Annotated in this window: 23 protein-coding genes and 1 pseudogene; 10 read left to right on the top strand and 14 right to left on the bottom strand. The window is 62.9% G+C overall.

Annotated features, from left to right (window positions below; all coding sequences use genetic code 11):
- Positions 1–69: 69 nt before the first annotated feature.
- Entirely contained in the window at positions 70–336 is a 267-nt protein-coding gene (locus K9B33_RS12855; RefSeq protein WP_224549258.1) for a succinate dehydrogenase assembly factor 2, read from the bottom strand.
- A gap of 86 nt (positions 337–422) precedes the next feature.
- On the opposite strand from K9B33_RS12855, the gene recG reads away from it, so the two are divergent.
- Both recG and K9B33_RS12845 read left to right on the top strand, forming a co-directional pair.
- On the top strand, positions 423–2486 hold the full coding sequence (gene recG / locus K9B33_RS12850) for an ATP-dependent DNA helicase RecG (protein ID WP_224549257.1): 2064 nt from the start codon (positions 423–425) through the stop codon (positions 2484–2486).
- Positions 2487–2561: 75 nt separating this feature from the next.
- Positions 2562–3683, top strand: a complete 1122-nt coding sequence (locus K9B33_RS12845) for a mechanosensitive ion channel family protein (RefSeq protein WP_224549255.1) — start codon at positions 2562–2564, stop codon at positions 3681–3683.
- On the opposite strand, the gene K9B33_RS12840 is transcribed toward K9B33_RS12845, so the two are convergent.
- Both K9B33_RS12840 and tyrS read right to left on the bottom strand, forming a co-directional pair.
- On the bottom strand, positions 3655–4011 hold the full coding sequence (locus K9B33_RS12840; protein ID WP_224549253.1) for a PilZ domain-containing protein: 357 nt from the start codon (positions 4009–4011) through the stop codon (positions 3655–3657). The genes K9B33_RS12845 and K9B33_RS12840 overlap by 29 nt on opposite strands.
- A 130-nt stretch (positions 4012–4141) precedes the next feature.
- Entirely contained in the window at positions 4142–5359 is a 1218-nt protein-coding gene (gene tyrS / locus K9B33_RS12835; protein WP_224549251.1) for a tyrosine--tRNA ligase, read from the bottom strand.
- Positions 5360–5414: 55 nt separating this feature from the next.
- Between tyrS and K9B33_RS12830 the strand changes: the two genes are divergently transcribed.
- Positions 5415–6500 (top strand): anhydro-N-acetylmuramic acid kinase, encoded by a 1086-nt coding sequence (locus tag K9B33_RS12830; RefSeq protein WP_224549250.1) that lies wholly within the window; start codon positions 5415–5417, stop codon positions 6498–6500.
- A 106-nt stretch (positions 6501–6606) separates the two neighbouring features.
- On the opposite strand, the gene K9B33_RS12825 is transcribed toward K9B33_RS12830, so the two are convergent.
- Positions 6607–7782 carry a vWA domain-containing protein gene (locus tag K9B33_RS12825; protein WP_224549363.1) on the bottom strand — a complete coding sequence of 392 codons (1176 nt, stop codon included), beginning with the start codon at positions 7780–7782 and terminating at the stop codon, positions 6607–6609.
- Between the two features lie 144 nt (positions 7783–7926).
- Here K9B33_RS12825 and K9B33_RS12820 point away from each other — a divergent pair, with 144 nt between their 5' ends.
- A complete protein-coding gene (locus tag K9B33_RS12820; protein ID WP_224549362.1) occupies positions 7927–9291 on the top strand; it encodes a methyl-accepting chemotaxis protein in 1365 nt (454 codons plus the stop codon).
- Here K9B33_RS12820 and K9B33_RS12815 read toward each other — a convergent pair.
- From K9B33_RS12815 to K9B33_RS12775, 9 genes and pseudogenes are all read right to left on the bottom strand, one after another.
- Positions 9279–10135: pseudogene (locus K9B33_RS12815) on the bottom strand (DUF817 domain-containing protein). The gene K9B33_RS12820 and the pseudogene K9B33_RS12815 sit on opposite strands and share 13 nt — an antisense overlap.
- Before the next feature lie 45 nt (positions 10136–10180).
- Positions 10181–11230, bottom strand: coding sequence for a hypothetical protein (locus tag K9B33_RS12810; RefSeq protein WP_224549361.1), 1050 nt, complete (start codon positions 11228–11230; stop codon positions 10181–10183).
- Between the two features lie 91 nt (positions 11231–11321).
- A complete protein-coding gene (locus tag K9B33_RS12805) occupies positions 11322–11735 on the bottom strand; it encodes a GFA family protein (RefSeq protein ID WP_224549248.1) in 414 nt (137 codons plus the stop codon).
- Between the two features lie 60 nt (positions 11736–11795).
- Complete coding sequence (locus K9B33_RS12800) at positions 11796–12641, bottom strand: AAA family ATPase (protein ID WP_224549246.1); 846 nt, start codon at positions 12639–12641, stop codon at positions 11796–11798.
- A gap of 76 nt (positions 12642–12717) precedes the next feature.
- Positions 12718–13398, bottom strand: coding sequence for a DUF6975 family protein (locus tag K9B33_RS12795; RefSeq protein WP_224549244.1), 681 nt, complete (start codon positions 13396–13398; stop codon positions 12718–12720).
- Positions 13399–13553: 155 nt separating this feature from the next.
- Positions 13554–15608, bottom strand: a complete 2055-nt coding sequence (gene rpoD / locus K9B33_RS12790) for an RNA polymerase sigma factor RpoD (RefSeq protein ID WP_224549242.1) — start codon at positions 15606–15608, stop codon at positions 13554–13556.
- Between the two features lie 76 nt (positions 15609–15684).
- Positions 15685–17583 carry a DNA primase gene (gene dnaG, locus K9B33_RS12785; RefSeq protein ID WP_224549240.1) on the bottom strand — a complete coding sequence of 633 codons (1899 nt, stop codon included), beginning with the start codon at positions 17581–17583 and terminating at the stop codon, positions 15685–15687.
- Complete coding sequence (locus K9B33_RS12780; protein WP_224549238.1) at positions 17580–17963, bottom strand: endonuclease domain-containing protein; 384 nt, start codon at positions 17961–17963, stop codon at positions 17580–17582. The genes dnaG and K9B33_RS12780 overlap by 4 nt, the downstream gene beginning before the upstream one ends.
- A gap of 63 nt (positions 17964–18026) precedes the next feature.
- On the bottom strand, positions 18027–18479 hold the full coding sequence (locus K9B33_RS12775; RefSeq protein ID WP_224549236.1) for a GatB/YqeY domain-containing protein: 453 nt from the start codon (positions 18477–18479) through the stop codon (positions 18027–18029).
- Positions 18480–18634: 155 nt separating this feature from the next.
- Between K9B33_RS12775 and carA the strand changes: the two genes are divergently transcribed.
- The 6 genes from carA (at position 18635) to K9B33_RS12745 (ending at position 25445) form a co-directional block, all read left to right on the top strand.
- Positions 18635–19900, top strand: a complete 1266-nt coding sequence (gene carA / locus K9B33_RS12770) for a glutamine-hydrolyzing carbamoyl-phosphate synthase small subunit (RefSeq protein WP_224549235.1) — start codon at positions 18635–18637, stop codon at positions 19898–19900.
- The gene (locus tag K9B33_RS12765; protein WP_224549234.1) at positions 19897–20265 is read left to right on the top strand and encodes a ribonuclease E inhibitor RraB; all 369 of its coding nucleotides are present in this window, start codon (positions 19897–19899) and stop codon (positions 20263–20265) included. Before carA ends, K9B33_RS12765 begins: the two co-directional genes overlap by 4 nt.
- Positions 20266–20279: 14 nt before the next feature.
- On the top strand, positions 20280–20891 hold the full coding sequence (locus K9B33_RS12760) for a hypothetical protein (protein ID WP_224549233.1): 612 nt from the start codon (positions 20280–20282) through the stop codon (positions 20889–20891).
- Positions 20891–24226, top strand: a complete 3336-nt coding sequence (carB, locus tag K9B33_RS12755) for a carbamoyl-phosphate synthase large subunit (protein ID WP_224549232.1) — start codon at positions 20891–20893, stop codon at positions 24224–24226. Before K9B33_RS12760 ends, carB begins: the two co-directional genes overlap by 1 nt.
- An 80-nt stretch (positions 24227–24306) precedes the next feature.
- The gene (greA, locus tag K9B33_RS12750; protein WP_224549231.1) at positions 24307–24783 is read left to right on the top strand and encodes a transcription elongation factor GreA; all 477 of its coding nucleotides are present in this window, start codon (positions 24307–24309) and stop codon (positions 24781–24783) included.
- A gap of 2 nt (positions 24784–24785) precedes the next feature.
- Positions 24786–25445, top strand: coding sequence for a rhomboid family intramembrane serine protease (locus K9B33_RS12745; RefSeq protein WP_224549230.1), 660 nt, complete (start codon positions 24786–24788; stop codon positions 25443–25445).
- A 97-nt stretch (positions 25446–25542) separates the two neighbouring features.
- On the opposite strand, the gene K9B33_RS12740 is transcribed toward K9B33_RS12745, so the two are convergent.
- Positions 25543–25764 carry a DUF4170 domain-containing protein gene (locus K9B33_RS12740; protein WP_004211788.1) on the bottom strand — a complete coding sequence of 74 codons (222 nt, stop codon included), beginning with the start codon at positions 25762–25764 and terminating at the stop codon, positions 25543–25545.
- Positions 25765–25777 lie beyond the last annotated feature (13 nt).

Raw genomic sequence — 25777 nt, 5'->3', positions numbered from 1 at the left:
TTGGTCCGTTAGAAGATGGATCCCCGCGCTGGCTTGCGGCCGCTCTTCGGGTCGCGGGGATGACGAGGATCAGTTCTCGATCTTCACGAAATCGAGCTTCAGGAACTTGTCCATCATCGGGCCTTTCCATTCGTCCGGCACTGGGATGGTGCCGAGCGCCCAGCCGATGATGTCGGCGTCCTGCTCCTCCATGAACCGTTCGAACCAATCGATCTCTTCCGCATTCCATTCCGCATGATAGCGTTCGAAGAAACCGCCGACCGTGTAATCCGATTCGCGCGTGCCGCGGTGCCAGGCCCGAAATTTCAGACGGCGCATCAGGGGGGTGTCGTTCACAATTTGTTCCTTTTGCGGGCATGGCAAAATGGCCGATCGGGGATTTGTATGACCGCCCCTGCTCAGCTACAGGCAGCCAGATAGCCATGCGACCCGATATTCTCAATCCGCTCTTTGCCGAAATATCCCTGTTCAAGGGGATCGGCCCCACGCTGGCCCGTCCTCTGGAGCGGCTGGGGCTGGCGCGGGCGGTCGATGTCGCCTTTCATCTGCCGGTTAGCTGGGTGGACCGCCACCTGACCGACAGGCTGGACATGGCCGATGCCGGGCGAGTGGTCGGGATCGAACTGACCCCGGTCGATTATCGCGCCAGCGGCAGCGCCCGCGCGCCCTTTCGCGTCGATGCGGTCGATCGCTACGGCAATCATGTGGCGCTGGTCTATTTCGGCCGGAATAGCGGCTGGCCGCGCAAATTGCTGCCATTGAACGAGCCGAAATTCGTGTCGGGGAAGCTGGAGGCCTATGGCGACAATCTCCAGATCGTCCACCCGGACTATGTGTTGCCGCCCGAAGAAGGCGGCACGGTGCCGCCGCGCGAATCTGTCTATGGGCTATCCGAAGGGCTGACCAACAACCGGATGCGTGACATTGCGGGACAGGCGCTGAGCCGCGCGCCCGACCTGCCCGAATGGATCGAGCCGAGCTTGCTGGCGCGCAAGGATTGGCCTGCCTGGCGCGAAGCGCTGGGTCGGGTTCATGCCGACCCGTCCGACGCCATGGCGCGCGAGCGACTGGCCTATGACGAGATTTTCGCCGGACAGTTGGCGCTGATGCTGGTGCGGCAATCCTCGCGCAGGCGGCGGGGCGTCTCGATCCAGGGCGATGGGCGATTGCGGGACATGCTGAAATTGCCCTTCGCGCCTACGGGCGCGCAGCGACGGGCGATCGGCGAGATCGAAGGCGACATGGCGCAGGCGACGCCGATGCTGCGGCTGCTTCAGGGCGATGTCGGGTCGGGCAAGACCTTGGTGGCGCTGATGGCGCTGCTGAACGCGGTCGAGGCCGGGATGCAGGGTGCGATGCTGGCGCCGACCGAGATTTTGGCGCGGCAACATCATGAGACGCTGCGGAAAATGGCGTCGGGCCTGCCGATCGAGATCGCGATCCTGACCGGGCGTGAGAAGGGCAAGGTCCGGGAAGCCACGCTGATGGGGCTGGCGGACGGCAGCATCGACATCCTTGTCGGCACCCACGCCATCTTTCAGGAAGCGGTGCAATATAAGGCGCTGGGTCTGGCCGTGATCGACGAGCAGCATCGGTTCGGCGTGGCGCAGCGCATGATGCTGGCCAGCAAGGCGGAGCGCTCGCCGCATCTGCTGGTGATGACGGCGACGCCGATTCCGCGCACGCTGACGCTGACCTATTATGGCGAGATGGACGTGTCGCGGCTGGACGAGATGCCGCCGGGGCGCCAGCCGATCCAGACGCTCGTCATGGCCGCCAGCCGGCTGGACGAGGTGGTGGAGGCGCTGGCCCGCCATGTCGAGGGCGGGGGGCAGGCCTATTGGGTGTGCCCGCTGGTCGAGGAAAGCGAGACGAGCGATCAGGCCGCGGCGGAAATGCGGGCGGAGTCGCTGCGGCAGCGGTTCGGGGCGCGTGTAGGCCTTGTCCATGGCCGGATGAAGGGACCGGACAAGGATGCGGCGATGGAGGCCTTTGCCGCCAATCGCACGCAGATATTGGTGGCGACGACGGTGATCGAAGTGGGCGTGGATGTGCCCAACTCCAGCCTCATCATCATCGAGGGGGCGGAGCGGTTCGGCCTCGCGCAACTCCACCAGCTACGTGGGCGCGTGGGGCGTGGCGACAAGCCGTCGGTCTGCCTGCTGCTGCGCGGCAATGCGCTGGGCGAGACGTCGCGCGCGCGACTGGCGCTGATGCGCGAGACGAATGACGGATTCCGGATCGCCGAGGAGGATCTGAAGCTGCGCGGCGCGGGCGAAGTGCTGGGCACGCGCCAGTCGGGGGAGGCGGAACTGAAGGTCGCAACGCCGGAGCATGTCGCGGCGCTGGTGGATAGCGCGCGGGACGATGCGCATTTGCTGATCGAACGGGACGGTGGGCTGGACAGCGCGCGGGGGCAGGCGGCGCGGACATGTCTGTATCTGTTAGAGAAGGATGCGGCTGTGGGGTTGTTACGGGGCGGATAGCCTTCCAACGGAACCGCTCGTCGCTTTTTTGCTGCAACTGCGAAACGTCAGAGCGGTCATGGCGTTGCCTTGTCGATGACGGATATAAGTTTGACCCACATCACGCCCATGGCGGCGATGTCGATCGCCATTGCGGTGGCTGCCGCTTTCCTGATCCACTGGGCGCTCTACTGGATCGCACTGCGGGTTGCGAAACATTCGAAGATCGAGCCGGTGCTGCTGCCCGCCATCTTCCAGCCGACGCGATGGCTGGTGGTGTTGCTGGCATTGGGCGCGGGCCTCAAGTCGATCAAGGTAGGGCCGGGCACGGAAGATATCTGGTCGATCGGGGCGCGGATGATCTTTGCGCTGCTGGTCGGCTGGCTGATCTTCCGCGTAATGCGCGCGGGCAAGGCGATGCTGGAGGAGCGCGCCGACATCAGCGTCGAGGATAATCTCAAAGCCCGGCGGCGGCGGACCAAGATCAGCATCCTCTACCGCATCTGCCAGTGCATCATCGGCTTCTTCGTGATCGCGATGATGCTGATCGCCATTCCGGGCGTGCGGACGATCGGCGTGTCGTTGATGGCGTCGGCGGGCCTTGCAGCGCTTGCGGTCGGCGCGGCCGCCCAGCCGGCGCTCAAGAATCTGATCGCGGGCGTGCAGATGGCCTTTTCCGAACCGATCCGGCTTGACGACGTCGTGATCGTCGAGGGCGAATGGGGGCGGGTCGAGGAGATCAAGCTGACCTATGTCATCATCCGTATCTGGGACGACCGGCGAATGGTGGTGCCGGTATCCTACTTCCTGGAAAAACCGTTCCAGAACTGGACCACCAAGACGTCCGACCTGCTGGGCACCGTGTTCCTCTATGTCGACCCCACCGCGGATATCGAGCGTATCCGCACCCGATTCGTCGAGGCGGTGAAGGCGAACGGCCGCTGGGACGGGCGGGTCGCGATCCTGCAGGTGACGGATCATCGCGCCGACGCGCTGGAACTGCGCGGGCTGTTGAGCGCGCGCAATGCGGGTATTGCGTTCGACCTGCGCTGGGAAGTGCGGGAGGCTATGTTGAGCTTCCTGCGCACCGAGATGCCCGAAGCGCTGGTGCGCGGGCGTCAGCGGGTGGAGGCGGGAGAGGGCTTAGCCCGGCTGGACGTCGCCGGACTTGACGCCATCAGTCCGGAAATTACCAAGCCGTCCGGCGCGGCGGAATGAGCGACAGCATCGCGTCATAGATTTTGGGGCTGATCGGCTCGTAAAACTCCATGCCGACCCGGCCATCCTCCACCCAGCGTATTTCAGCGGGATAGTCCTTTAGGATCGGCAACCAGATGCTGACCCGTTCGCCCTGTAATAAGGCGCTGTCGCTGCGGCACATCAGGCCGAGGGCGGAGATATTGATGATCCGTACACCATGACTACGCCCCTGCGCCGTGACATGGCTCACCATGTCGACCAGTTCGCGCTGCGCACGGCGTTGATCGACCGCAGGGTCGCGCGAGCGTAGCACATGGCCGAGATTGGCGAAGACGGAGGACGACATGGTCCCGAGTCTAAGCCGTTGGAAATGGACGAGTCGATAGGAAGGAGCGTTAATCGGGTGCTAACGCTCTTTTGCCAGTTTGTTGCCATGGTCGGTCATTGCGAGCGCTCTGCGCTCGCAATGATGAATTTCAGGCGACGACCAGACCGTGCTTCTTCGCACCGAAGCTCAGCTTATCGCCGGGCTTGAGTGTGACGGCGGGGTCGGTGACGACATCGCCATTTACCCGGATTGCGCCTTCGCCCAGTTTGCGGCGCACTTCCTTGTTGGAGGTGGCGAAGCCAAGGCCGGTGGTGGCCTGCACGACGTTCAGGCCGTCCGCGCCGAGGCTGACGGTCGGCAGGTTGGCGTCCGACGCGCCTTCCTCGAAAGTCTTGCGCGCGGTTTCGGCGGCCGCGGTCGCGGCCTCCTTGCCATGGGCCATGGCGGTGGCGGCATGGGCCAGGATCTTCTTCGCCTCGTTGATCTCCGCGCCTTCCAGCGCCTCCAGCCGGGCGATCTCGTCCAGTGGCAGGTCGGTGAAGAGGCGTAGGAAGCGGCCGACATCGGCATCCTGGGTGTTGCGCCAGAATTGCCAATAGTCATAGGCGGGCAGGGCGTCGGCGTTCAGCCACACCGCGCCGTTCATGGTCTTGCCCATCTTCCCACCGTCGGCGGTGGTGATGAGCGGGCTGGTCAGGCCGAAGACCTGCGTGCCGTCCACCCGGCGCGAAAGTTCGATGCCATTGACGATATTGCCCCACTGGTCGGAGCCGCCCATCTGCAGGCGGCAGGCCGAGCGGCGCGACAGTTCGAGAAAGTCGTAGGCCTGCAGGATCATATAGTTGAATTCGAGGAAGCTGAGCGACTGTTCGCGGTCGAGGCGCATCTTGACCGAGTCGAAGCTGAGCATCCGGTTGACCGAAAAATGCTGGCCGATGTCGCGCAGGAAAGGGATATATTCCAGGGCATCGAGCCAGTCGGCATTATCGACCATCACCGCGTCGGTCGGGCCTTCGCCAAAGGTCAGGAATTTTTCGAATACCCGCTTGATGCTGGCGACGTTGGACGCGATCGTGTCGCCGGTCATCAGCTTGCGGGCTTCATCCTTGAAGCTGGGGTCGCCGATCTTGCCGGTGCCGCCCCCCATCAGCACGATCGGCTTGTGGCCGGCCTGCTGCATCCGGCGCAGCATCATGATCTGCACCAGGCTGCCGACATGGAGCGACGGGGCGGTCGGATCGAAACCGATATAGCCGGGCACCACCTGGCTCTTGGCAAGGGCGTCAAGCCCCTGCGCGTCGGTCAGCTGGTGGATATAGCCGCGCGTGTCGAGCAGGCGGAGAAGATCGGACTGATAGTTGCTCATGGCGCGCGCCTGTAGCATTGCGGTTGCGACTGTTAAAGAGGCGGAGTTTTCGATCATGTTGGCAATCGGCCTGATGTCCGGCACATCGCGCGACGGAATCGACGCGGCGCTGATCGAAACGGACGGCGAGGGGCTTAGCCACGCGATCGAATTTCACGCCATGGCCTATGATGACGGCTTTCGCCTGCGGCTGGCCGAAGCGTGCCAGCGGGCGATGGCGATGGATAAGCCTGGCTTCGAGCCGCTGCTCGCCTCGGTCGAGGTGGAACTGACCGAGCGCCATGTGCAGGCAGTCGCGGATTTGCTGGGCCGTAGCGGGCATATCGCCGAGGATGTGGGCGTGATCGGCTTTCACGGCCATACCGTCGCGCATCGGCCCGATCGAGGCTGGACCTGGCAGATCGGCGACGGGGTGGACCTGGCCGGGGCGTTCGGCATTCCGGTCGTAGCCGACCTGCGCAGCGCCGATGTGGCGGCGGGCGGGCAGGGCGCGCCGCTGTTGCCCGTCTATCATCGGGCGCTGGCGGCGGGGCTGGACAAGCCGGCGGCGGTGCTCAACCTGGGCGGGGTGGCGAACATTACCTTTATCGGATCGGACGGCACGCTGATCGCGTTCGACACCGGCATGGCGAGCGGGCTGATCGACAATTGGATGCAGACGCATGGCGATGCCGCCTATGACGCGGGCGGGGCATGTGCGGCGCGGGGGCGCGTGGATGATGCGCGCCTGGCGGTAATGATGGCCGACCCCTGGTTCGAAGTACCGCCGCCCAAGAGCATCGATCGCGAGCAGTTCAGCATCGATATGGTGCAGGGACTTTCAATGGAGGATGGCGCGGCGACGTTGACGGCCTTTACTGCGGCGGCAGTGGCGCGGGCGGTCGATCACTTGCCGGAGCGGCCGCGAGCGATCCATGTCGCGGGTGGCGGACGGCATAATGATGTGCTCATGGCTATGCTGGCCGAGCGGACCGGCGCGGCAGTGCTGTCGGTCGATGGATTGGGCTGGAACGGGGACGCGCTGGAGGCGCAGGGCTTCGCTTACATGGCGGTACGGCATTTGAAGGGGCTGCCGATCAGCTTTCCGGGGACCACCGGCGCGCCCGAACCGATGACCGGCGGGGTGCTGTTCCAGGCGTGAGGGCTAATGATGTAAGAATGGCGATGAAGGGGCGGCGCAGGCCGGCATTCCTATATTGTCATCCCCGCCGGCGCCTGGCTCAGGCCGTCGGCCTTGACGCCATGGTTCACCGTTTGCGCGTCAGTTCGCGCATCGCCGCGTCTATGCCCTGGATCGTCAGCGGGTACATGCGATCGTTCATGAGGTCGCGGATCATCTTCGTCGACTGGCTATAGCCCCAATGCGCTTGCGCTGCGGGGTTGAGCCAGATGCAGGCGGGATAGGTGTGGGCGACGCGCTGGAGCCAGACGGCGCCGGCTTCCTCGTTCATATGTTCGACCGAACCACCTGGATGGGCGATTTCATAAGGGCTCATTGCCGCGTCGCCGACGAAGATGACCTTATAGTCATGGCCATATTTGTGGAGGATGTCCCAGGTCGGGATACGCTCCGAAAAGCGGCGGCGATTATCCTTCCACACGCCTTCATAGAGGCAATTGTGGAAGTAGAAGAATTCCATATTCTTGAATTCGCCGGTCGCGGCTGAAAACAGTTCCTCGCACAGCGTGACGAACGGGTCCATCGATCCGCCGACGTCGAGGAAGAGCAGCAGCTTGACCGCATTATGCCGTTCGGGCCGCATACGGATGTCGAGCCAGCCCTGTCGTGCGGTGCCGCGGATTGTTTCATCGAGGTCCAGTTCATCGGCCGCGCCTTCGCGCGCGAAGCGGCGCAGGCGGCGCAGCGCGACCTTGATGTTGCGGGTGCCCAGTTCCTTGGCATTGTCGAGATTGGCGAATTCGCGCTTTTCCCAGACCTTGATTGCGCGCTTGTGCCGGGATTCGCCGCCGATCCGCACGCCTTCCGGATTGTAGCCGCCATTACCGAAAGGGGAGGTGCCGCCGGTGCCAATCCACTTGCTGCCGCCCTGATGCCGGCCCTTCTGCTCCTCCAGCCGCTCCTTGAGCGTTTTCATGATCTCGTCCCAGTCGCCCAGGGATTTGATCTTCTCCATTTCCTCGGGACTGAGGAATTTTTCGGCGACGAGGCGCAGCCATTCCTCGGGTATCTCCGCCTCGACCCCATCCTGGCCCAGCACGCCCTTGAACACCTTGGCGAACACCTGGTCGAACCGGTCGAGCAGCCCTTCGTCCTTCACATAGGTGACGCGGGCGAGATAATAGAAATCCTCCGGCCGCCGGGCGATGACGTCGCGGTCGAGCGCTTCGAGCAGCAGCAGATGCTCCTTGATGCTGGCGTTGATGCCGGCGGCGCGGAGCGTGTCGAGAAAGTTGAGCAGCATGGTCCGCTTGTCGGCCAGCGCGCGGCGCGATGCAAGCTGCCGTCGTCGCATGGATTGTCCGAATATTAAGTGTTGCAGTGCATGGTTAATCCGTCACTATCCGCGGCACAAAGATGAGCAGGGGCGCGCTTGGAAAACAGGGACTTGCTGGCTGATCTGGGGGAACGGTCGGGCGACATCGCATTGCAGTGCAGCGAAACGGCTGGATATCTCGGCGAGTTGAACCGTCGTATCCAGGGCGATTCCGCGCATCTGGCGGATTTGCAGGCCAATATGGAAACGCTGGCCGCCAGCCAGAATGAGAGCGTGGCCGCGGCACAGGAGCTGAGTCTGACCGCACGGCGCGCCGGACGCATCGTCGCCGACGGACATGAGGTGATTGGCCTGTCGCTGGGCGAGGTCGCGGGGCTGGTGGAGCATGTCACCGGGCTGGAGGCGCATTTGCGCCAGTTCCTGACCGTGATCGAAGCGGTGGGCGATATCAGTGAGGAACTGGGCGCGATCGCGCGGCAGACACGAATGCTGGGGGTCAATGCCGCGATCGAGGCGGCGCGCGGGGGCGCAGCGACGCAGGGCTTTGCCGTGGTGGCGGACGAGATCAGGCGGCTGGCGGGGCAAGCAGGCGAATCCGCGGCGTCGGCCGGCGACAAGCTGATCCAGCTGGATCGGGATGCGCGTCATCTGATCGGCGGAGTGGAGGCCAATATCATGCGCGGCCGGGGGGCGGGTGCGCATATCGACCGACTGCGGCTCAGCATGGCGGAAATCGCTTCGCTCGTCACCCAGTTCGGCGAACGATCGGACGCCATCGTCACCTGCACCGATGCGGCCGACGGCGACGTCAATGCACTGCGCCATGGGCTTGCGACGTTCAGCCGGTCCGCCAGCGACAGCGCTGCGCGGGTCGATGTCGCGCGTGAGCAGCTCGAAGGGCTGGAGGGCATGGCCAACGCCATGCTGAATACCGCCGCGCACGGTCCGCAGAAGACGCGCAACAGCCGCTATATCGGACTGGCGGAAGATGGCGCAGACGAGGTGGGCGCGCTGATCGAACGGGCGCTGGAGACGGGGGAGATCAGCCTGTCGCAGCTGTTCGACACCGACTATCGCCTGATCGAAGGATCGGCGCCGCCCCAATATCTCAACGGCTTCACCCATTTCGCCGACGGCATGTTGCGGCCGGTACTGGACCGGCGCACGGGCGAGGACAGTGCGATCGTCGGCTGCTGCCTGCTCGACATTAATGGCTATCTGCCCACCCATATCAGCGCGCGCTGCCAGCCGCAGCGGGCCGGTGCTCACGACTGGAATATGGAGAATGCCCGCAACCGGCAGATTTTCATGGACAGCCAGACCAGCCGGGCGTTGCAGGAAGAGGGCGACTTCTTCCTCTATACCTATCGGCAGGATCTGGGCGAAGGTCGATACCGCGCGCTGCGCAGCGTGTTCGTGCCCCTGGTCTTCGGCGGGCGACGCTGGGGACTGTACGAGGTCGGTTATCTGATCTGATCGCGCTTCGTGCCCATGCCGTGGATCAAGGACACGAGCACGAACGAGATGATGATCAGCAGATACCAGCTGCCCAGTTTGGCGACGCTCACCATCTGCCAGCTATGCCGTTGATCGGGATAGGTCCAGGCATTGGCGAAGGTGCCGATATTTCCGCGAACCATATGAACAGGGCGACGAGGATGAAGCCGATGAGGAGCGGCATCCGTCGCGGTATGTGCCAGGGCGTAAAGACAATCCAGGTGCGGCCGAACAGCAGGATTGCCGCCGCGAACAGCGCCAAGCGCATGTCCGGCAGCCAATGATGGGCAAAGAAATTGACGTAGATCGTGGCGGCCAGCAGCGCCGTGGCCCAGACCGGCGGATAATAGGTGAAGCGGAAGTCGAAGATGCGCCAGATGCGCGCGATATAGCTGCCTACCGCTGCATACATGAAGCCTGAGAAGAGCGGGACGGGGCCGACATGGAGCAGACTGGCTTCCGGATAGATCCACGAACCGGCATGGGTCTTGAACAATTCCATGACCGTGCCGATGAGGTGGAACGCGAAGATGACCTTCGCCTCGCTCCAGCTTTCGAGCCGGAAGTCCAGCATGGCAGCCTGAATGGAGAGCGCCGCCAGCGTAAGGAAATCATAACGGTGAAGCGGCGCTTCGGGTGGATAGAAGAGGTGCGTTGCCAGCAGGAGCGTCAGCATCAGGCCGCCGAACAGGCAGGCCCAGCCTTGCTTGAAGCCGAAGAGGAGAAATTCGAACGCCCATGCCGGTGGGCCAGGCGCGATCTGGATCGTTTCCAGCCGCGCGCGGATACGGGCAAAACGGGTCGCGTCTCGCGGCTGAATCATAAGGGCGGATCAAAGCCGATTTTCAGCGGGACAAGAAGAACGCGATCAGCGCCCCTTTTGCGCCAGACGGCTAACCGTGATCTCGCCATTGGCGGCATAGGTCGCGACGGCCTGCGCTTCGGCGGTTTGGGTGTCTTTGCCGTCGATGATGGCGGCCACCTGACGCGGGCTGGGCACCTTGTCATAGACGCCATAGAGATCGGTCTGGCCGACCATGTGGATCGAGAGCTTATAGCCTTGTCCATCGGTCGCCGGATCGAAGGCGAGCACGGTGCCGCTGTCGTCGATTGGCACGATGATCGCGCCGTCGTTGCGCCCAGCCTGCTGGAGCATGTCGTAGTTGCCATCGGCAGTGGCCACGGTGCCTCGGATGCAGAGTGCGTCCCTGCCATCGCGCGGGATGCGGACATCCTGGGGTACGGCTTCCTCGGTAAGCTTGGCCGGGGTCGGTCGGGCGTCGGCAGTCGGCGCGGCAGGACAGGCGGCGAAGCTGGCCGGAGCAGTGGCATGCAGGCTCGCGGGATCATCGACCGACAGGTTGGCGAGCATGCCGTCCAGGCCGGCCAGCACTTCACCACGTCGCTCGGTCGGCCCGGTCACGCGAAGCTTGACGATCCAGCGTCCGGCATGGACGAAACCGGCAGCGGTCGTCAGCGCGCCGTCGGCGGCGTCTTCATAGACCGCGCGTATAGCGCTGTCCGCGTGGCCGGCGACAGGGGCGCTGGCATAGGCCGTGCGGCGGGTTTTCGCGCCAAACCTTTCCATCACCGCCTTGTCGGTCATATAGGCGGCCAGCGAGGCGTCGGCATAGGTCGGGAGATAGACATAGAGGGTCGCCTGGATGGCGCTGTCCTCGGACAGATATTGCGCATAATTGTCGACCGCGCGGCCGCCGTTGGACGCTTCGCCGCTCTTGCTGAGCGACAGGCCGGCCACGGTCTGGGGCAGGGCGATGCCGGCCGAAGCGGCGCGGATAGCGCTTTCGGTTGGGGTCCAGGCTTCGGTGTCGGCGGCATGGGCAGGCGATGAAATGGCAAAGCACAACGCCGCGCCAGATATCATGACGGCAATGAGGCCTTGGGTGCGCTTCGGCATCGTCATCACTCTCCAGGTCGATACCGTCTTCGCGCGGCATTGAACTATGCAAGGAGGCTACAGGCTAAACCAGGCCGTGCAAGCGCCTATTTCAAACCACCGGCGGGATTTGCGCCGGATAATGGGGCAGGTCGGGATCATGATGTGCCCATGTCGGCGCGGCATCGGTCCAGATGACCGCTTGCGGCCCGATCAACGAGGGATCCTCCAGCGCACCGGCGCGGATGAAGGTCAGATGCGGGCGTGATTCGGCCAGGCTGAACAGCGGCGTGCCGCAGGTCGGGCAAAAGCCGCGCTTCATCGCGTTGCCGCTGTCGGCGACGCTGTCGTGCCACCGCACCTCGCCGCTGGTCATTATCTTGTCCGATGGAAAGCACACGTTCACCGTGGCCGCGCCGCCGCCCAGATACTGGCACAGCCGGCACCAGCACATGCGTGCGGCGATCGGTTCGGCGTCGATGGCGATGCGGACAGCGCCGCAGAGGCATCCGGCGGAATGAGGCATGGTTGGGCTTTCCCTTCAAATCCCTCTCCCTCAGGGAAGGAGAGACATGGGTGAATCAGGTCATCGCCCTTGACGGCGCGCCATGAAGGCGAGGCGCTCGAACATCATGATGTCCTGCTCATTCTTGAGCAGCGCGCCGTGGAGCGGCGGGATCGCCTTGGTCGGGTCGCTGTTCTGGAGGACGTCGAGCGGCATCTCCTCGTTCAGCAGCAGTTTCAGCCAGTCGAGCAGTTCGCTGGTGCTGGGCTTCTTCTTGAGGCCGGGAACTTCCCGGACGTCGTAGAAAATATCCATCGCCTTGCTGACCAATATCTTCTGGATGCCGGGGAAATGGACATCGACGATTTGCGCCAATGTGTCGCGGTCGGGGAATTTGATATAGTGGAAGAAGCAGCGGCGCAGGAAGGCGTCGGGCAGTTCCTTCTCGTTATTGGAGGTGATGATGACGATCGGGCGATCGGCCGCAGCGATCGTCTCGCCCGTCTCATAGACGTGGAAGGCCATGCGATCGAGCTCCTGCAACAGGTCGTTGGGAAACTCGATGTCGGCCTTGTCGATCTCGTCGATCAGCAGGACGGGCAGCCTAGGTGAGGTGAAGGCCTCCCACAGCTTGCCCTTGCGGATGTAGTTGGCGATGTCGTGGACGCGCTCGTCGCCCAACTGGCCATCGCGCAGGCGTGCGACGGCGTCATATTCGTAGAGGCCCTGATGCGCCTTGGTCGTCGATTTGACGTTCCATTCGATCAGGGGAGCATCCAGCGCCTTGGCGATTTCCTGGGCGAGGACGGTCTTGCCGGTGCCCGGCTCACCCTTCACCAGCAGCGGACGGCGCAGCAGCACGGCGGCGTTGACCGCGACCTTCAGATCGTCGGTGGCGACATAGTCCTGCGTGCCTTCAAAGCGCATATTGCTGTTCCGTTCGGTTGCCGATGGCAACCGGACTAGGCAATGCGGCGGACCTGCGCAATCGGGAAAGGGGGAATCAGCCCTGTCGGGCGCGCACGTCGGCGCGGGCCGCGAGCAGATCCCAGAGGCCGCGATGCTGGTTGAGCAACTGGCGCGCGCCGAACTGGATGGCCCGGTCGATGCCATCGTCGCCGCCGATCGCGCGGGCGACGTCCAGCGTCGCATTGCGATCGGGCATGGCATAGGGATGAGGCTCCAGGCCCGCGCGCAGAGCCGCCATGTCGAGCACATGGCGCACGGCGCGCCAGTCGAGCACCAGCGCCATGGCAGCGCCCATGGCGCAACCCCGCCGGTCGGACTGGGCCAGCATATCGAGCGCGTGGCGCTGCTGGCTGACGGCGGTTTCGCAATCGGCCTGGCCCGCTGTGCTGGGAGCGGGGCCGGTGGCGACGGTGACCTGGGTCAGATAGGCGCGTTCGCGGGCAAAGGCGTCGGCCGTCTCGATCAGCCACTGGCGCGCGGCGTTGTCGGCCGAGCGGGTCGCGGCATGGTCGATCACGCCGGGATGGCGCCCATGGAGCATACAGAGATAATAGGCCGCGTCGGCAAGGTCGGACAGCGATAGCAGTGCGTCGCGGGCGACGCCTGTGCTGGCGCGATTGGCATAGGCATGGGCAGCCGTTCCATCGGCGGCAACCAGCGCCTCCAGGATTCGCGCTATGTCGCCAAATTGATAGCGCGGTGCCGCTTCGCTCATGCCCAAATCCCTGTAATGCCCGCATCGGCAGGCTATAATCACAAGGCATAGTGCGCCCAAGTAAACGTCCGGTTTACGGAAGCAGAAAGGGCGACCGTGAAAGCCGCCCTTTTCCGTCAACGATGGTTAATTTACATTTACCGATCGATTTTAATTTATTGATCGAGGAAGGATCGCATCTTCCGGCTGCGCGACGGGTGCTTGAGCTTGCGCAGCGCCTTCGCCTCGATCTGGCGGATACGTTCGCGGGTCACGCTGAACTGCTGGCCCACTTCTTCCAGCGTATGATCGGTGTTCATGCCGATGCCGAAGCGCATACGCAGCACGCGTTCCTCACGCGGCGTCAGTGATGCAAGGACGCGGGTGACAGTTTCCTTCAAGTTCGCCTGGATCGCGGCATCGACCGGGATGATCGCATTCTTGTCCTCGATGAAGTCGCCCAGATGGCTGTCTTCCTCGTCGCCGATCGGCGTTTCGAGGGAGATCGGCTCCTTGGCGATCTTCATCACCTTGCGCACCTTTTCCAGCGGCATGGATAGACGCTCTGCCATTTCCTCCGGCGTCGGTTCGCGGCCCTGCTCGTGCAGGAACTGGCGGCTGGTGCGGACCAGCTTGTTGATCGTCTCGATCATATGGACCGGAATACGGATGGTCCGCGCCTGATCCGCGATCGAGCGGGTGATCGCCTGCCTGATCCACCAGGTCGCATAGGTGCTGAACTTGTAGCCGCGACGATATTCGAACTTATCGACCGCCTTCATCAGGCCGATATTGCCTTCCTGAATGAGATCAAGGAATTGCAGGCCGCGGTTCGTATATTTTTTAGCAATGGAAATGACGAGGCGCAGGTTCGCTTCGACCATTTCCTTCTTCGCGATGCGGGCTTCTCGCTCGCCCTTTTGCACCATGTTGACGATGCGGCGGAATTCGCTGAGCGACATGCCGGTCGCCTGGGCGATCTCGCTCACCTCGCTGCGGATGCGGTCGACTGCGCGCCCTTCGGCGGCGGCGAAAGCGGCCCATTTCTTGTCCAGGCCCTGAACCTTGTCGAGCCAGGCGTCGTCCAGCTCATGATTCACATAGCGGTCGAGGAAATCCTTGCGGCTGACCTTGTGGCGCTCGGCCAGGCGCAGCATCTGGCCGCCCAGTGCGGTCAGGCGCCGGTTATAGGCATAGAGCTGATCGACCAGATATTCGATCTTCTGCTGATGGAACTGCACGCTCTCGACCTGCGCGGTCAGGCTTTCGCGCAGTTCCTGATAATCATCCTCGTCCTTCTGGCTCAGCGTCTCGCCGATCGCCATGGCGACCATGCGCGATTCCTGGGCATTGGAGAAGGCGCGGAAAATCTCGGTGATGGTCGCGAATTTCTCCAGCGCCATCGGCTTGAGAGTCTCTTCCATCTGCGCGAGGGAGAGGGTGTTGTCTTCCTCCTCTTCTTCTTCCACACGACGAGTCCGACGTTCGGTACCGTCTTCATCCTCGTCGCCGTCGACGGATTCTTCCTCCGGCTCTTCCTCTTCCTTGAAGCTGGGACCGGCGGTTTTTTCGCTGATCTCGCCATCATCGTCCTCGGCGCCTTCCTCCAGACTTTCCGGGGCAGGATCCTTGGAGAGCATGGCGTCGAGATCGAGGATCTCGCGCAACTGCATCTCGCCATTGTTGAGCGCGGTCGACCATTCGATGATCGCGTTGAAGGTGGTCGGGCTTTCGCACAGGCCCAGGATCATCGTATCGCGGCCGGCCTCGATCCGTTTGGCGATGGCGATTTCGCCCTCGCGGCTGAGCAGTTCCACCGCGCCCATTTCGCGCAGATACATGCGAACGGGATCGTCGGTGCGATCGACCGTTTCCTTCTTCTTCTCGGTGATGAGCTTCGGGCCGTCATCGTCGCTCGACTCATCTTCGGCGTCCTCGGCATCCTCGCGCTCGCGCTGCTCGTCGCCGTCCTCGCTCGCTTCTTCATTCTCGACGATGTTGACGCCCATGTCGTTGAGCGCGGACATGACATCCTCGATCTGCTCGGAAGACATCTGGTCCTGCGGCAAGGCATCGTTCAGCTCGTCATAGGTGATGTAACCGCGCTTCTTGGCGCGGGTGATCAGCTTCTTGACCGAGGCTTCGTTGAGGTCGAGCAGGGGCGCATCGCCGCCTTCATCCCCGCCATCGCCTGCACCCGCCGCACTTTTGCTGTTCGCCTTGGTCGCCATTTATTCGCCTTAACTCCGCCGTCCCTTGGAGGGACGATCACATCAAACCCGTCGCCCCTCCAAGGGACGATCTATATCAAACAATGTCTTCCGACTGCGCCAGTTCCGCCAGTCGACTGTCATGGTCCGCCTTGAGAGCGCGTAAGCGTTGTTGCTCAGCGAGATTTTCCTCGCTGACGTCATTTCTGAACCGCCTCGTAGCCTCCGCCAGCGCCGTCTCCAACTCCGGTCCCTGCGCCATCACCCGGATGGCTTCCTCCAGATCGCGCGCAAGGCGATCGGGATCGGTTGCCATCCTGTGAGGGGTGAGTGTGAACGTGTCGGCCCGGAGCATCCCCTTAGCCATATTATACACTTCACCTTGCCCCAATATGGTAAGGAGGGCCTGCGTTTCAACTGTTTCTTTTCGGAAGGACGCGGCGATCATCGCCGCAAGCAACTGGGCGAGCATCGGGTCGCCGATCTGGAGGCCCGAAAGCGCTTCCCGATGCGGCGCGATCTGGGCCGGGTGCCGCAGCAAGCCGGCGAGGATAGCGCGCAGCAGCCGCTGCTCCATGCCGCTCGCGCCGATCGCGCGTGCCTCGGTGCCGGCGGACGGGATGGGCGGTTTCCAGTTGCCGCGCTTGTCGCGTTGCCAGCGGCCGCCATCCCCGCCGCCGCGCGCTTGCCTTTGCGCCGGGGCGTTGTCGCGCCGGGCGAAGAAGCGGGCGTCATAGCGTTCGCGAAATTCATGGGCGTAGTGGGCGCGGACGTCGGAATGGGCGATCGCGTCCGTTATGGCGCGAAGCCGCTGCTTGAGCGCGGCCTTCTGTTCGGGCGTGTCGAGCGGCATGGCGCTCAGTTCATGACTCCACAGCCGTTCGATCAGCGGCTCTGCCGCTTTGAGCACCGCTTCCATCGCCTCCCCGCCGCTGGTGCGGATCAGGTCGTCGGGATCCTGGCCGGGCGGCAGCGTCGCAAAACACAGGCTATGTCCGGGGCGCAGCAGGGGCAGGGCGCGGGTGGCGGCGCGGATCGCGGCCTTCTGCCCGGCAGAATCGCCGTCGAAGCATAGGATCGGCACTTCGACCATTTTCCAAAGCCGCTCGATCTGATGTTCGGTCAGCGCGGTGCCGAGCGGAGCGACTGCGTCGCTGAAGCCGGCCTGCGCCAGCGCGATCACGTCCATATAGCCTTCGACCACGATCACCCGCTCGGTCTGGCGGCTGGCGGGGGAGGCGCGGTCGATATTGTAAAGCGTGCGGCCCTTGTCGAACAGCGGCGTATCGGGGGAGTTCAGATATTTTGGCTCGCCCGCGCCCAATATACGGCCACCGAACGCAATGACGCGGCCACGAATGTCGCGGATGGGCAGCATCAGGCGGCCGCGGAAGCGATCATAGCTTTCGCGTTTCTTGGCGTTGCCCTGCTCCAGTGCTTCAGGATCGATCAGCAGTCCGGCCTCGACCAGCATCGGCTCGCCAAATTCCTTGAGCGCGCTCTTCAGACGGCCGCGCCCGTCAGGGGAGAAGCCGAAGCCGAAGGCCCGGCGTATGGCTTCGCTGATGCCGCGCTTTTGCAGATAGGCGCGGGCATCGCCACCGTCGATGCCGCCCAGTTGCTCCTCGAAAAATGCCTGCGCCGCCGCCATGGCGTCATGCAGGCCCTTTGCCTGTTCGGCGCGCCTGGCGGCGCGTGGATCGGCGGCGGGGACGTCCATGCTGGCGGCTTGGGCCAGTTCCTTCACCGCCTCCATGAAAGGCAGGCCGCGCTGGTCCGTCATCCAGCGGATCGCATCGCCATGCGCGCCGCAGCCGAAGCAATGGTAGAAGCCCTTTTCGTCGTTGATCGTGAAACTGGGCGTCTTTTCGTTATGGAAGGGGCAGCAAGCCTTATATTCGCGGCCCGCTTTGGTGACCTTTACGGTCTTGCCGATGAGGGTGGAGAGCGATGTGCGTGCGCGCAGTTCGTCCAGCCATTGGGGGGTGAGGGTCAATAGCTCCCCTCCCGCTTGCGGGAGGGGCTGGGGGAGGGCATGTCTGCAATCACCCGTTCGATTTCCTCCACTACCCCGTCCAGATTGCCCAGCACGTCACTGTTCCAGAATCGGATCACGCGAAAGCCCTGCGCTTCGATATAGCGGGTCCGTTGGGCATCGACTTCCTGATTATGTTGTCCGCCATCGACTTCGATGATCAGGCCGATCGACCGCGCCACGAAGTCGCAGATAAACGAACCGACCGGTACTTGCCGGTTGAAGCGGACGCCAGAGACTTTTCGAGCGCTAATGGCGCGCCAGAGAATGCGCTCGGCTTCCGTGGCGTTGTTGCGCAATGCTCGCGCTTTTGCGGTGGGGCGGGCGTAGCCTTTGTCCATTGGGAGTGAACATGCCCTCCCCCAGCCCCTCCCGCAAGCGGGAGGGGAGCTATCCACTATAGCTTAGCCCAGCGCAGCCTTCACCAGCCCGCTGGCCTTGCTCATGTCGATCACGCTGCCATGGCGTTCCTTCAGGACGGCCATCACCTTGCCCATGTCGCGCACGCTTTCCGCGCCGAGCTCGGCCTTGATCCCCTCGATCGCCGCCTTGGTTTCTTCTTCGCTCATCTGCGCAGGAAGGAAGCCTTCGATGACATCCAGTTCGGCCTGCTCCTTGGCCGCCAGTTCCTCGCGGCCGCCGGTCGTGAACATCTCGATCGATTCGCGGCGCTGCTTGACCATTTTCTGCAGCACCTCGACCACCACGGCGTCGTCGTCCGGCACCGTGGAGGCGGTGCGCAGTTCGATGTCGCGGTCCTTCAGCTTCGCCAGAATCAGGCGCACGGCCGCCAGCCTTTCCTTGTCGCCGGCCTTCATGGCGGTGACCTGGGCGCTCTTGATGGTATCGCGAATCATCGACGAGTGAATCCTGTTTCTTGCGGAAAGGAGCAGATATAGCGGCAAAAGAGATTTTTAACAGACGTTGACCTTGCGGGCGTGGGGGCATAGGTGACCGGCCGTTTAACCCGCTGTAGACGGGTTCCCGCAAAAGCATAAAGGACGCTGACACCATGGCTGACGCCAAGACCCTCATTGTGCCCAATGGAGCGACAGGGGTCGTGGTTTTTGCCGATGGCAGCGCGGTGTTCGGCCGCGGTTTCGGCGCGATCGGCGACGCGGTGGGCGAACTTTGCTTCAACACGTCGATCACCGGCTATCAGGAGATCATGACCGATCCCTCCTATGCCGGGCAGATCATCGATTTCACCTTTCCCCATATCGGCAATGTCGGCACCAATCTGGACGATGTCGAGGCGGACAATCCCTATGCGCTGGGCTGCATCGTGCGCGAGGACGTCACCGCGCCGAGCAATTTCCGCAATGTCGAGCCGTTCGACCAATGGATGGCCGAAAATGGCCGCATTGGCCTCGCCGGGGTCGATACACGCGCGCTGACCCGCCTGATCCGCGTCAAAGGCGCGCCCAATGTCGTCATCGCCCATGATCCCGACGGCGCGTTCGACATCGCCGCGCTGGCCGCCAAGGCGGCGGGTTGGCCGGGGCTGGAGGGCATGGACCTCGCCATCGCAGTCACGGGCCAGGAAACGCGCTTGTGGAAGGACGGCGGCTGGACGCTGGGCAAGGGCTATGATGTCGATGCCACCGATCGGCTGGAGACGGTCGCGGCGGGCTATCCCGCCAGCGATGAGGAGGGCAATGCGCTGCTGTTCGACCAGCAGGATCTGCCGTCTCCCGCACCGCGTCCGCATGTCGTGGCGATCGATTATGGCGCGAAGAACAATATCTTCCGCAATCTGGTGAAAGCCGGCGCGCGCGTGACCGTGCTGCCCGCGACCGCGACGTTCGAGCAAGTGATGGACTTGCAGCCCGACGGCGTGTTCCTGTCCAACGGTCCGGGCGATCCGGCCGCGACGGGCGCCTATGCCGTGCCGGTGATTGCCGCGCTGCTGACGGAGAATGTGCCGATCTTCGGCATTTGCCTCGGCCATCAGTTGCTGGGGCTGGCCGTGGGCGCGAAGACGATCAAGATGCATCAGGGGCATCGCGGCGCCAACCATCCTGTCAAGCGGCTGGACGATGGCCTGGTTGAGATCACATCGATGAACCATGGCTTTGCCGTGGATGCCGCCACGCTGCCCGCCAATGTCCGCGCGACCCATGTGTCGCTGTTCGACGGCAGCAATTGCGGGATAGAACTGACCGACAAGAACGCCTTCTCGGTGCAGTACCACCCCGAAGCCTCGCCGGGGCCGCAGGACAGTTTCTATCTGTTCAAGAAGTTCGTGGCGGGCCTCAAAGGGTCAGTCGCGGCGTGAGCCAGAACCTCCCCCCCGTGGATGAAGCGCGCCTCGCCGCCGAGTGGGAGGCGGACAAGGACGTTCTCGCCAACCTCGCCGCCAATGGCGACGTGGCGCGGATCGCGCGGCCGGTGGACGTGTCCTTCCGGGGCAGCGAAAAGGATTTCGAGCGGCTGCTGACCATCGCCAGCCAGTTCGGCTTTGTCGAACTGGATCGGGAAGAGGATGAGGAGGGCGACCTGTACCTGTTCCTGGAATGCGTGCAGCCGGTCGACGAACAATCAATCCGCGCGCTGACCCGGAAGTGCCTCCAGATCGAAATCCTCTGCGGCGTCGAATATGACGGCTGGGGGTGCGAGGCGCAGACTGGGGGCGTGCATTGAGTGCGGAAGGTGCCATGAAATCCGTCGCGCAAATTGCGGCGGAGTATCAGGTGTATACCGTTATTCCCGCATTGGCTTTGTCTCTGCGCGGAGAAAACGTAAGACCAAAGCAGGTGTTTGATCCAGAACAGCTGGCCAATATGGTAGAGCGGCGGTTTGGTGTCCGTCCTACACGCGAGGCGATTATCGCAGCGATTAAAGAAGGACCGCTTTATCAGTTGTGGCGAGTTCACGGGGAAGCGAATCACACCCCGCATATCGAAATAAAGTCCCATGGAGTAGATACATATGTTGAAGCATGGCGATATATTGAAGATAGTGAACTAGTTGCACTCGATACAGTTGGTCATAAGCATTTTGCTGAATCCCTAGATCGTGTTTGGGATCAAGCTCACAAAGATTTTGCATTTAATCAGGAAGCGGGTCGAGAACTTGTCGGCGCTCTTACTTTTGATCGAATACGAGACAGTGTGAATTTCATGTACGGACTAGGTAAATACCGTGCCAAGGGACGGAGCGCACTAAGCCGTAAAATAGATCGTGATATTAATTGGTCAAAATGGGGAGCGGTCGCTGGTATCGTCGCTTTGCCATTGACTATCATTTTGTGGTGGTTCTCAAAATAATGCCCAAACGCACCGACATCTCCTCCATCCTCATCATCGGCGCTGGCCCGATCATCATCGGCCAGGCGTGCGAGTTCGATTATTCGGGCACGCAGGCGGTGAAGGCGCTCAAGGAAGAGGGCTATCGCATCATCCTGGTCAATTCCAACCCGGCCACGATCATGACCGACCCGGAATTTGCCGACGCGACCTATGTCGAGCCGATCACGCCCGAAATCGTGGCGAAGATCATCGAGAAGGAGCGGCCGGACGCGGTGCTGCCGACGATGGGCGGGCAGACGGCGCTGAATACGGCGCTGGCGCTGTTCAACGATGGTACGCTGAAAAAATACGGCGTGCAGATGATCGGCGCGGATGCCGAAGCGATAGACAAGGCGGAAGACCGGATCAAGTTCCGCGACGCGATGGACAAAATCGGCTTGGAATCGGCCCGCTCGCGCATCGCGCATACGATGGAAGACGCGCTGGAAGGGCTGGAGTTTACCGGCCTGCCGTCGATCATCCGGCCCAGCTTCACCATGGGCGGCACGGGCGGCGGCATCGCCTATAATCGCGACGAGTTCATGACCATCGTGCGCGGCGGGCTGGATGCATCGCCGACGACCGAGGTGCTGATCGAGGAATCGCTGCTCGGCTGGAAAGAATATGAGATGGAGGTCGTGCGGGACCGCAACGACAATTGCATCATCATCTGTTCGATCGAGAATGTCGATCCGATGGGCGTCCATACCGGCGACTCCATCACCGTCGCCCCGGCGCTGACGCTGACCGACAAGGAATATCAGATCATGCGCAATGCATCGATCGCGGTACTCCGGGAAATCGGCGTCGAAACAGGCGGTTCCAACGTACAGTTCGCAGTGAATCCGAAGGACGGCCGCCTGGTCGTGATCGAGATGAATCCGCGCGTGTCGCGCTCGTCCGCGCTGGCGTCCAAGGCGACGGGCTTCCCGATCGCCAAGGTGGCGGCCAAGCTGGCGGTGGGTTATACGCTGGACGAGATCACCAACGACATCACCGGCGCGACGCCGGCGTCGTTCGAACCGACGATCGACTATGTCGTGACCAAGATTCCGCGCTTCGCCTTCGAAAAGTTCAAGGGGGCCGAACCGCTGCTGGGCACCGCGATGAAGTCCGTGGGCGAGGTCATGGCGATCGGCCGCAACATTCACGAATCGATGCAGAAGGCGCTGCGCGGTCTGGAAACGGGGCTGAGCGGCTTCAACACCGTCGATCATCTGGTCGGCGCGCCCAAGGACGATATTGTCGCAGCGCTCGCTGCCCCGACGCCAGACCGGCTGCTGGTCGCCGCGCAGGCGCTGCGCGAAGGCTTAAGCGTTCAGGAAATCCACAATATCGCGAAGTTCGATCCCTGGTTCCTGGAACGGATCAAGGAAATCGTGGACGCGGAAGGCGAAGTGCTGGCCAACGGCCTGCCGCGCGACGCGGACGGGATGCGGCGCCTCAAAGCCATGGGCTTTTCCGACAAGCGGCTCGCCTGGCTGGCGCTCAAGTCCGCCAATCTGGCGGGCAACGAGCGCGGCATCGCGCGCGGATCGGGCCTGATCCACGAAGCGGTCGTCGCCATGACTGGTGGCGTTACCGAGGATGAGGTCCGTGCGCTGCGCCACAAGCTGGGCGTGCGCCCGGTGTTCAAGCGCATCGACACCTGCGCCGCCGAGTTCGAGGCCAAGACGCCTTATATGTACTCGACCTATGAAGCGCCGATCTTCGGCGAGGCCGAGAATGAATCCGCGCCGACGAACCGGGAGAAGGTCGTGATCCTGGGCGGCGGGCCGAACCGGATCGGGCAGGGCATCGAATTCGACTATTGCTGCGTCCATGCCTGCTTCGCGCTGAGCGATGTCGGCTATGAAACCATCATGATCAACTGCAATCCCGAGACGGTGTCTACGGACTATGACACGTCGGACCGCCTCTATTTCGAACCGCTGACGGCCGAGGATGTGCTGGAAATCCTGAGCGTCGAAATGTCGAACGGGACGCTCAAGGGCGTGATCGTGCAGTTTGGCGGCCAGACCCCGCTCAAGCTGGCGCAGGCGCTGGAGGATGCGGGCATCCCGATCCTGGGCACCAGCCCCGACGCGATCGACCTGGCCGAAGACCGCGAGCGGTTCGCCGCGCTGATCGACAAACTGAAATTGAAGCAGCCCGCCAACGGTATCGCGCGCAGCCGGGAAGAGGCGATCGCGGTCGCCAATCGCATCGGCTACCCCGTCCTGATGCGGCCCAGCTATGTGCTGGGTGGTCGGGCGATGGAGATTGTCGACGGTCAGGCGCAACTGGAAGAATATATCACCACCGCGGTCAAGGTATCGGGCGATTCGCCGGTGCTGATCGACCAATATCTGCGCGACGCGATCGAGGTCGATGTCGATGCGCTGTGCGATGGTGACGATGTCGTGGTTGCAGGCGTGTTGCAGCATATCGAGGAGGCGGGCGTCCATTCGGGCGACAGCGCCTGTTCGCTGCCGCCATACAGCCTGTCGGATGAGATCATCGCGGAGATCGAACGGCAGACCGAAGTGCTGGCCCACGCCCTTTCCGTGCGCGGCCTGATGAACATCCAGTTCGCGGTGAAGGACGGCGTCGTCTATCTGATCGAGGTCAATCCGCGCGCCAGCCGGACCGTGCCCTTCGTCGCCAAGGCGATCGGCACCCCCATCGCCAAGATCGCGTCGCGCGTGATGGCCGGAGAGAAAATCAAGGATCTGCCGAAGATAGACCGCAACGCGATCAATCATGTGGCGGTCAAGGAAGCCGTCTTCCCCTTCGGCCGCTTCCCCGGCGTCGATCCCGTGCTGTCACCGGAAATGAAGAGCACCGGCGAAGTCATGGGAATCGACAGCGATTTCGCGACCGCCTTCGCCAAGGCGCAGATCGGTGCGGGGACTATGCTGCCGACCGAGGGTACGGTGTTCATCTCCTTGAAGGACAGCGACAAGCCGGTCATCCTGCCCGCCGCGCGCAAGTTGGTGGACATGGGCTTCAGGCTGATCGCGACCGGCGGCACCGCCCAATATCTGGAAGAACAGGGCATCGCGGTGCAGCGGGTCAACAAGGTTGCCGAGGGGCGGCCGCACATCGTGGACAAGATCACCGACGGCGACGTGCAACTGATCTTCAACACCACCGAAGGCTGGCAGTCCTTGAAGGACAGCAAGGCGATCCGCACCAGCGCGTTGCGCCAGAAGGTTGCGAGCTTCACCACGGCCGCCGCGAGCGTCGCTGCGGCCGATGCGATCGAGGCTTTGCGGGGTCATGCCCTTGAAGTGCGCTCGCTCCAGTCCTATTATCCCCTGTCGCAAGCCTGATCCCCTGCACAAGGAAGCATGCTGCGGGTGACCCGACGTTCGGGTCGCCAAAGGGAAGTTTTGACGAAGGATTTGCACTCATGGCGACCGTCGAGAAGATGCCGATGCTGCAGATGGGCTATGACAAGCTCAATGCGCAGCTCCGCGAACTGAAGGCCGAGCGGCCGCTGATCGTGGACGCCATCGAAGAAGCGCGCGCGCACGGCGATTTGTCCGAAAACGCCGAATATCACGCCGCGAAGGAACGGCAGGGCCAGGTCGAGGCAACGATCAACGACTTGGAGGACAAGCTGTCCCGCGCCCAGGTGATCGACCCCACGACCCTGTCGGGCGACAAGATCGTGTTCGGCGCGACCGTGACGCTGCTGGATGAAGACGACAAGCCGGTAAAATACCAGATTGTTGGTCAGGCCGAAGCCGATGCCAAGCAGGGCATGATCAGCTACAACAGCCCGCTGGGCCGCGCCCTGATCGGTCGGACCGTCGGCGAGGATGTAGAAGTGTCCGTGCCGGCCGGGGATAAATTCTACCAGGTCGACAAGATCGATTTCATCTGACCGTGAAACTGCCTGCTGGCCGACTGACCAACGGGATCGCGGCGATCACGGTCGCCGCCTTCCTGCTGCTCTATCTGACGGGACAAGTCGATAACGCTGCGATCGTCGGCGGCTTCATGCCTGCGCGGCTGGGCGATCCGGCGCTGCTGGAGGGCATGGCGGCGGTGCCGGTCTGGCTGACGCCGCTTAGCTGCACCTTCATCCATGCAGGCTGGCTGCATATCGGCTTCAACATGTTGATGCTGATATTTTGTGGTCGGCAGGTCGAACATGTGCTGGGCTGGGGCGGGACGCTCGCCCTTTATGTCGTCGGCGCCTATGGTGCCTGTCTGGCGCAATGGGCGATCGATCCGGGATCGACCAATCCTATGGTCGGCGCCAGCGGCGCGATTTCCGCCATCATTGCGCCCTACGCGCTGCTCTACAGTCAGCAGCAGGTTCGCGCAATCGGGCCACTGTCGGCCAATCTGGTGCGGCTGTTGTGGCTGGCGGGCGCGTGGATCGCGGTACAGTTGATGATTGGGCTGGCGAGCGGGGCGGGGATGAGCGAACTCGGCCAGATCGCGATCGCCGCGCATATCGGCGGCTTCCTCGTGGGGCTGGCCCTGACCCGGCCGCTATTGCGCTGGCGCTTCAGGAAAAAGCCGCGAGCGGTGCATTAAAAGACAAATATGTCCGCTTCGAACGAAACCGAGAAGTGGTCGGCCCAATGCCCCCCTTGCCTGGCTTCGTTCGACACGAACGGATTGGATTTTCCGGTCAGGCGGCCGGAAGTTCCGGTTCTAGCAGGCGGTGCAGATGTACGATCACATAGCGCATCTCGGCATCATCGACGGTGCGCTGCGCCGCGCCGCGCCAGGCCTTTTCGGCAGACGCATAGTCGGGGAACACGCCGACCAGATCGACCTTGCTGAGATCCTGAAATTCAAGCGTCTGCGGATTGGTTACGCGACCGCCCATCACCAGATGCATTTTGCTCATGGCGTTATCTATT

The organism is Sphingobium sp. 3R8, assembly GCF_020166615.1.
Classification (GTDB): domain Bacteria; phylum Pseudomonadota; class Alphaproteobacteria; order Sphingomonadales; family Sphingomonadaceae; genus Sphingobium; species Sphingobium bisphenolicum.
The sequence above is the reverse complement of the archived record's forward strand: the minus strand, read 5'-3'. Positions and strand labels throughout refer to the sequence as shown.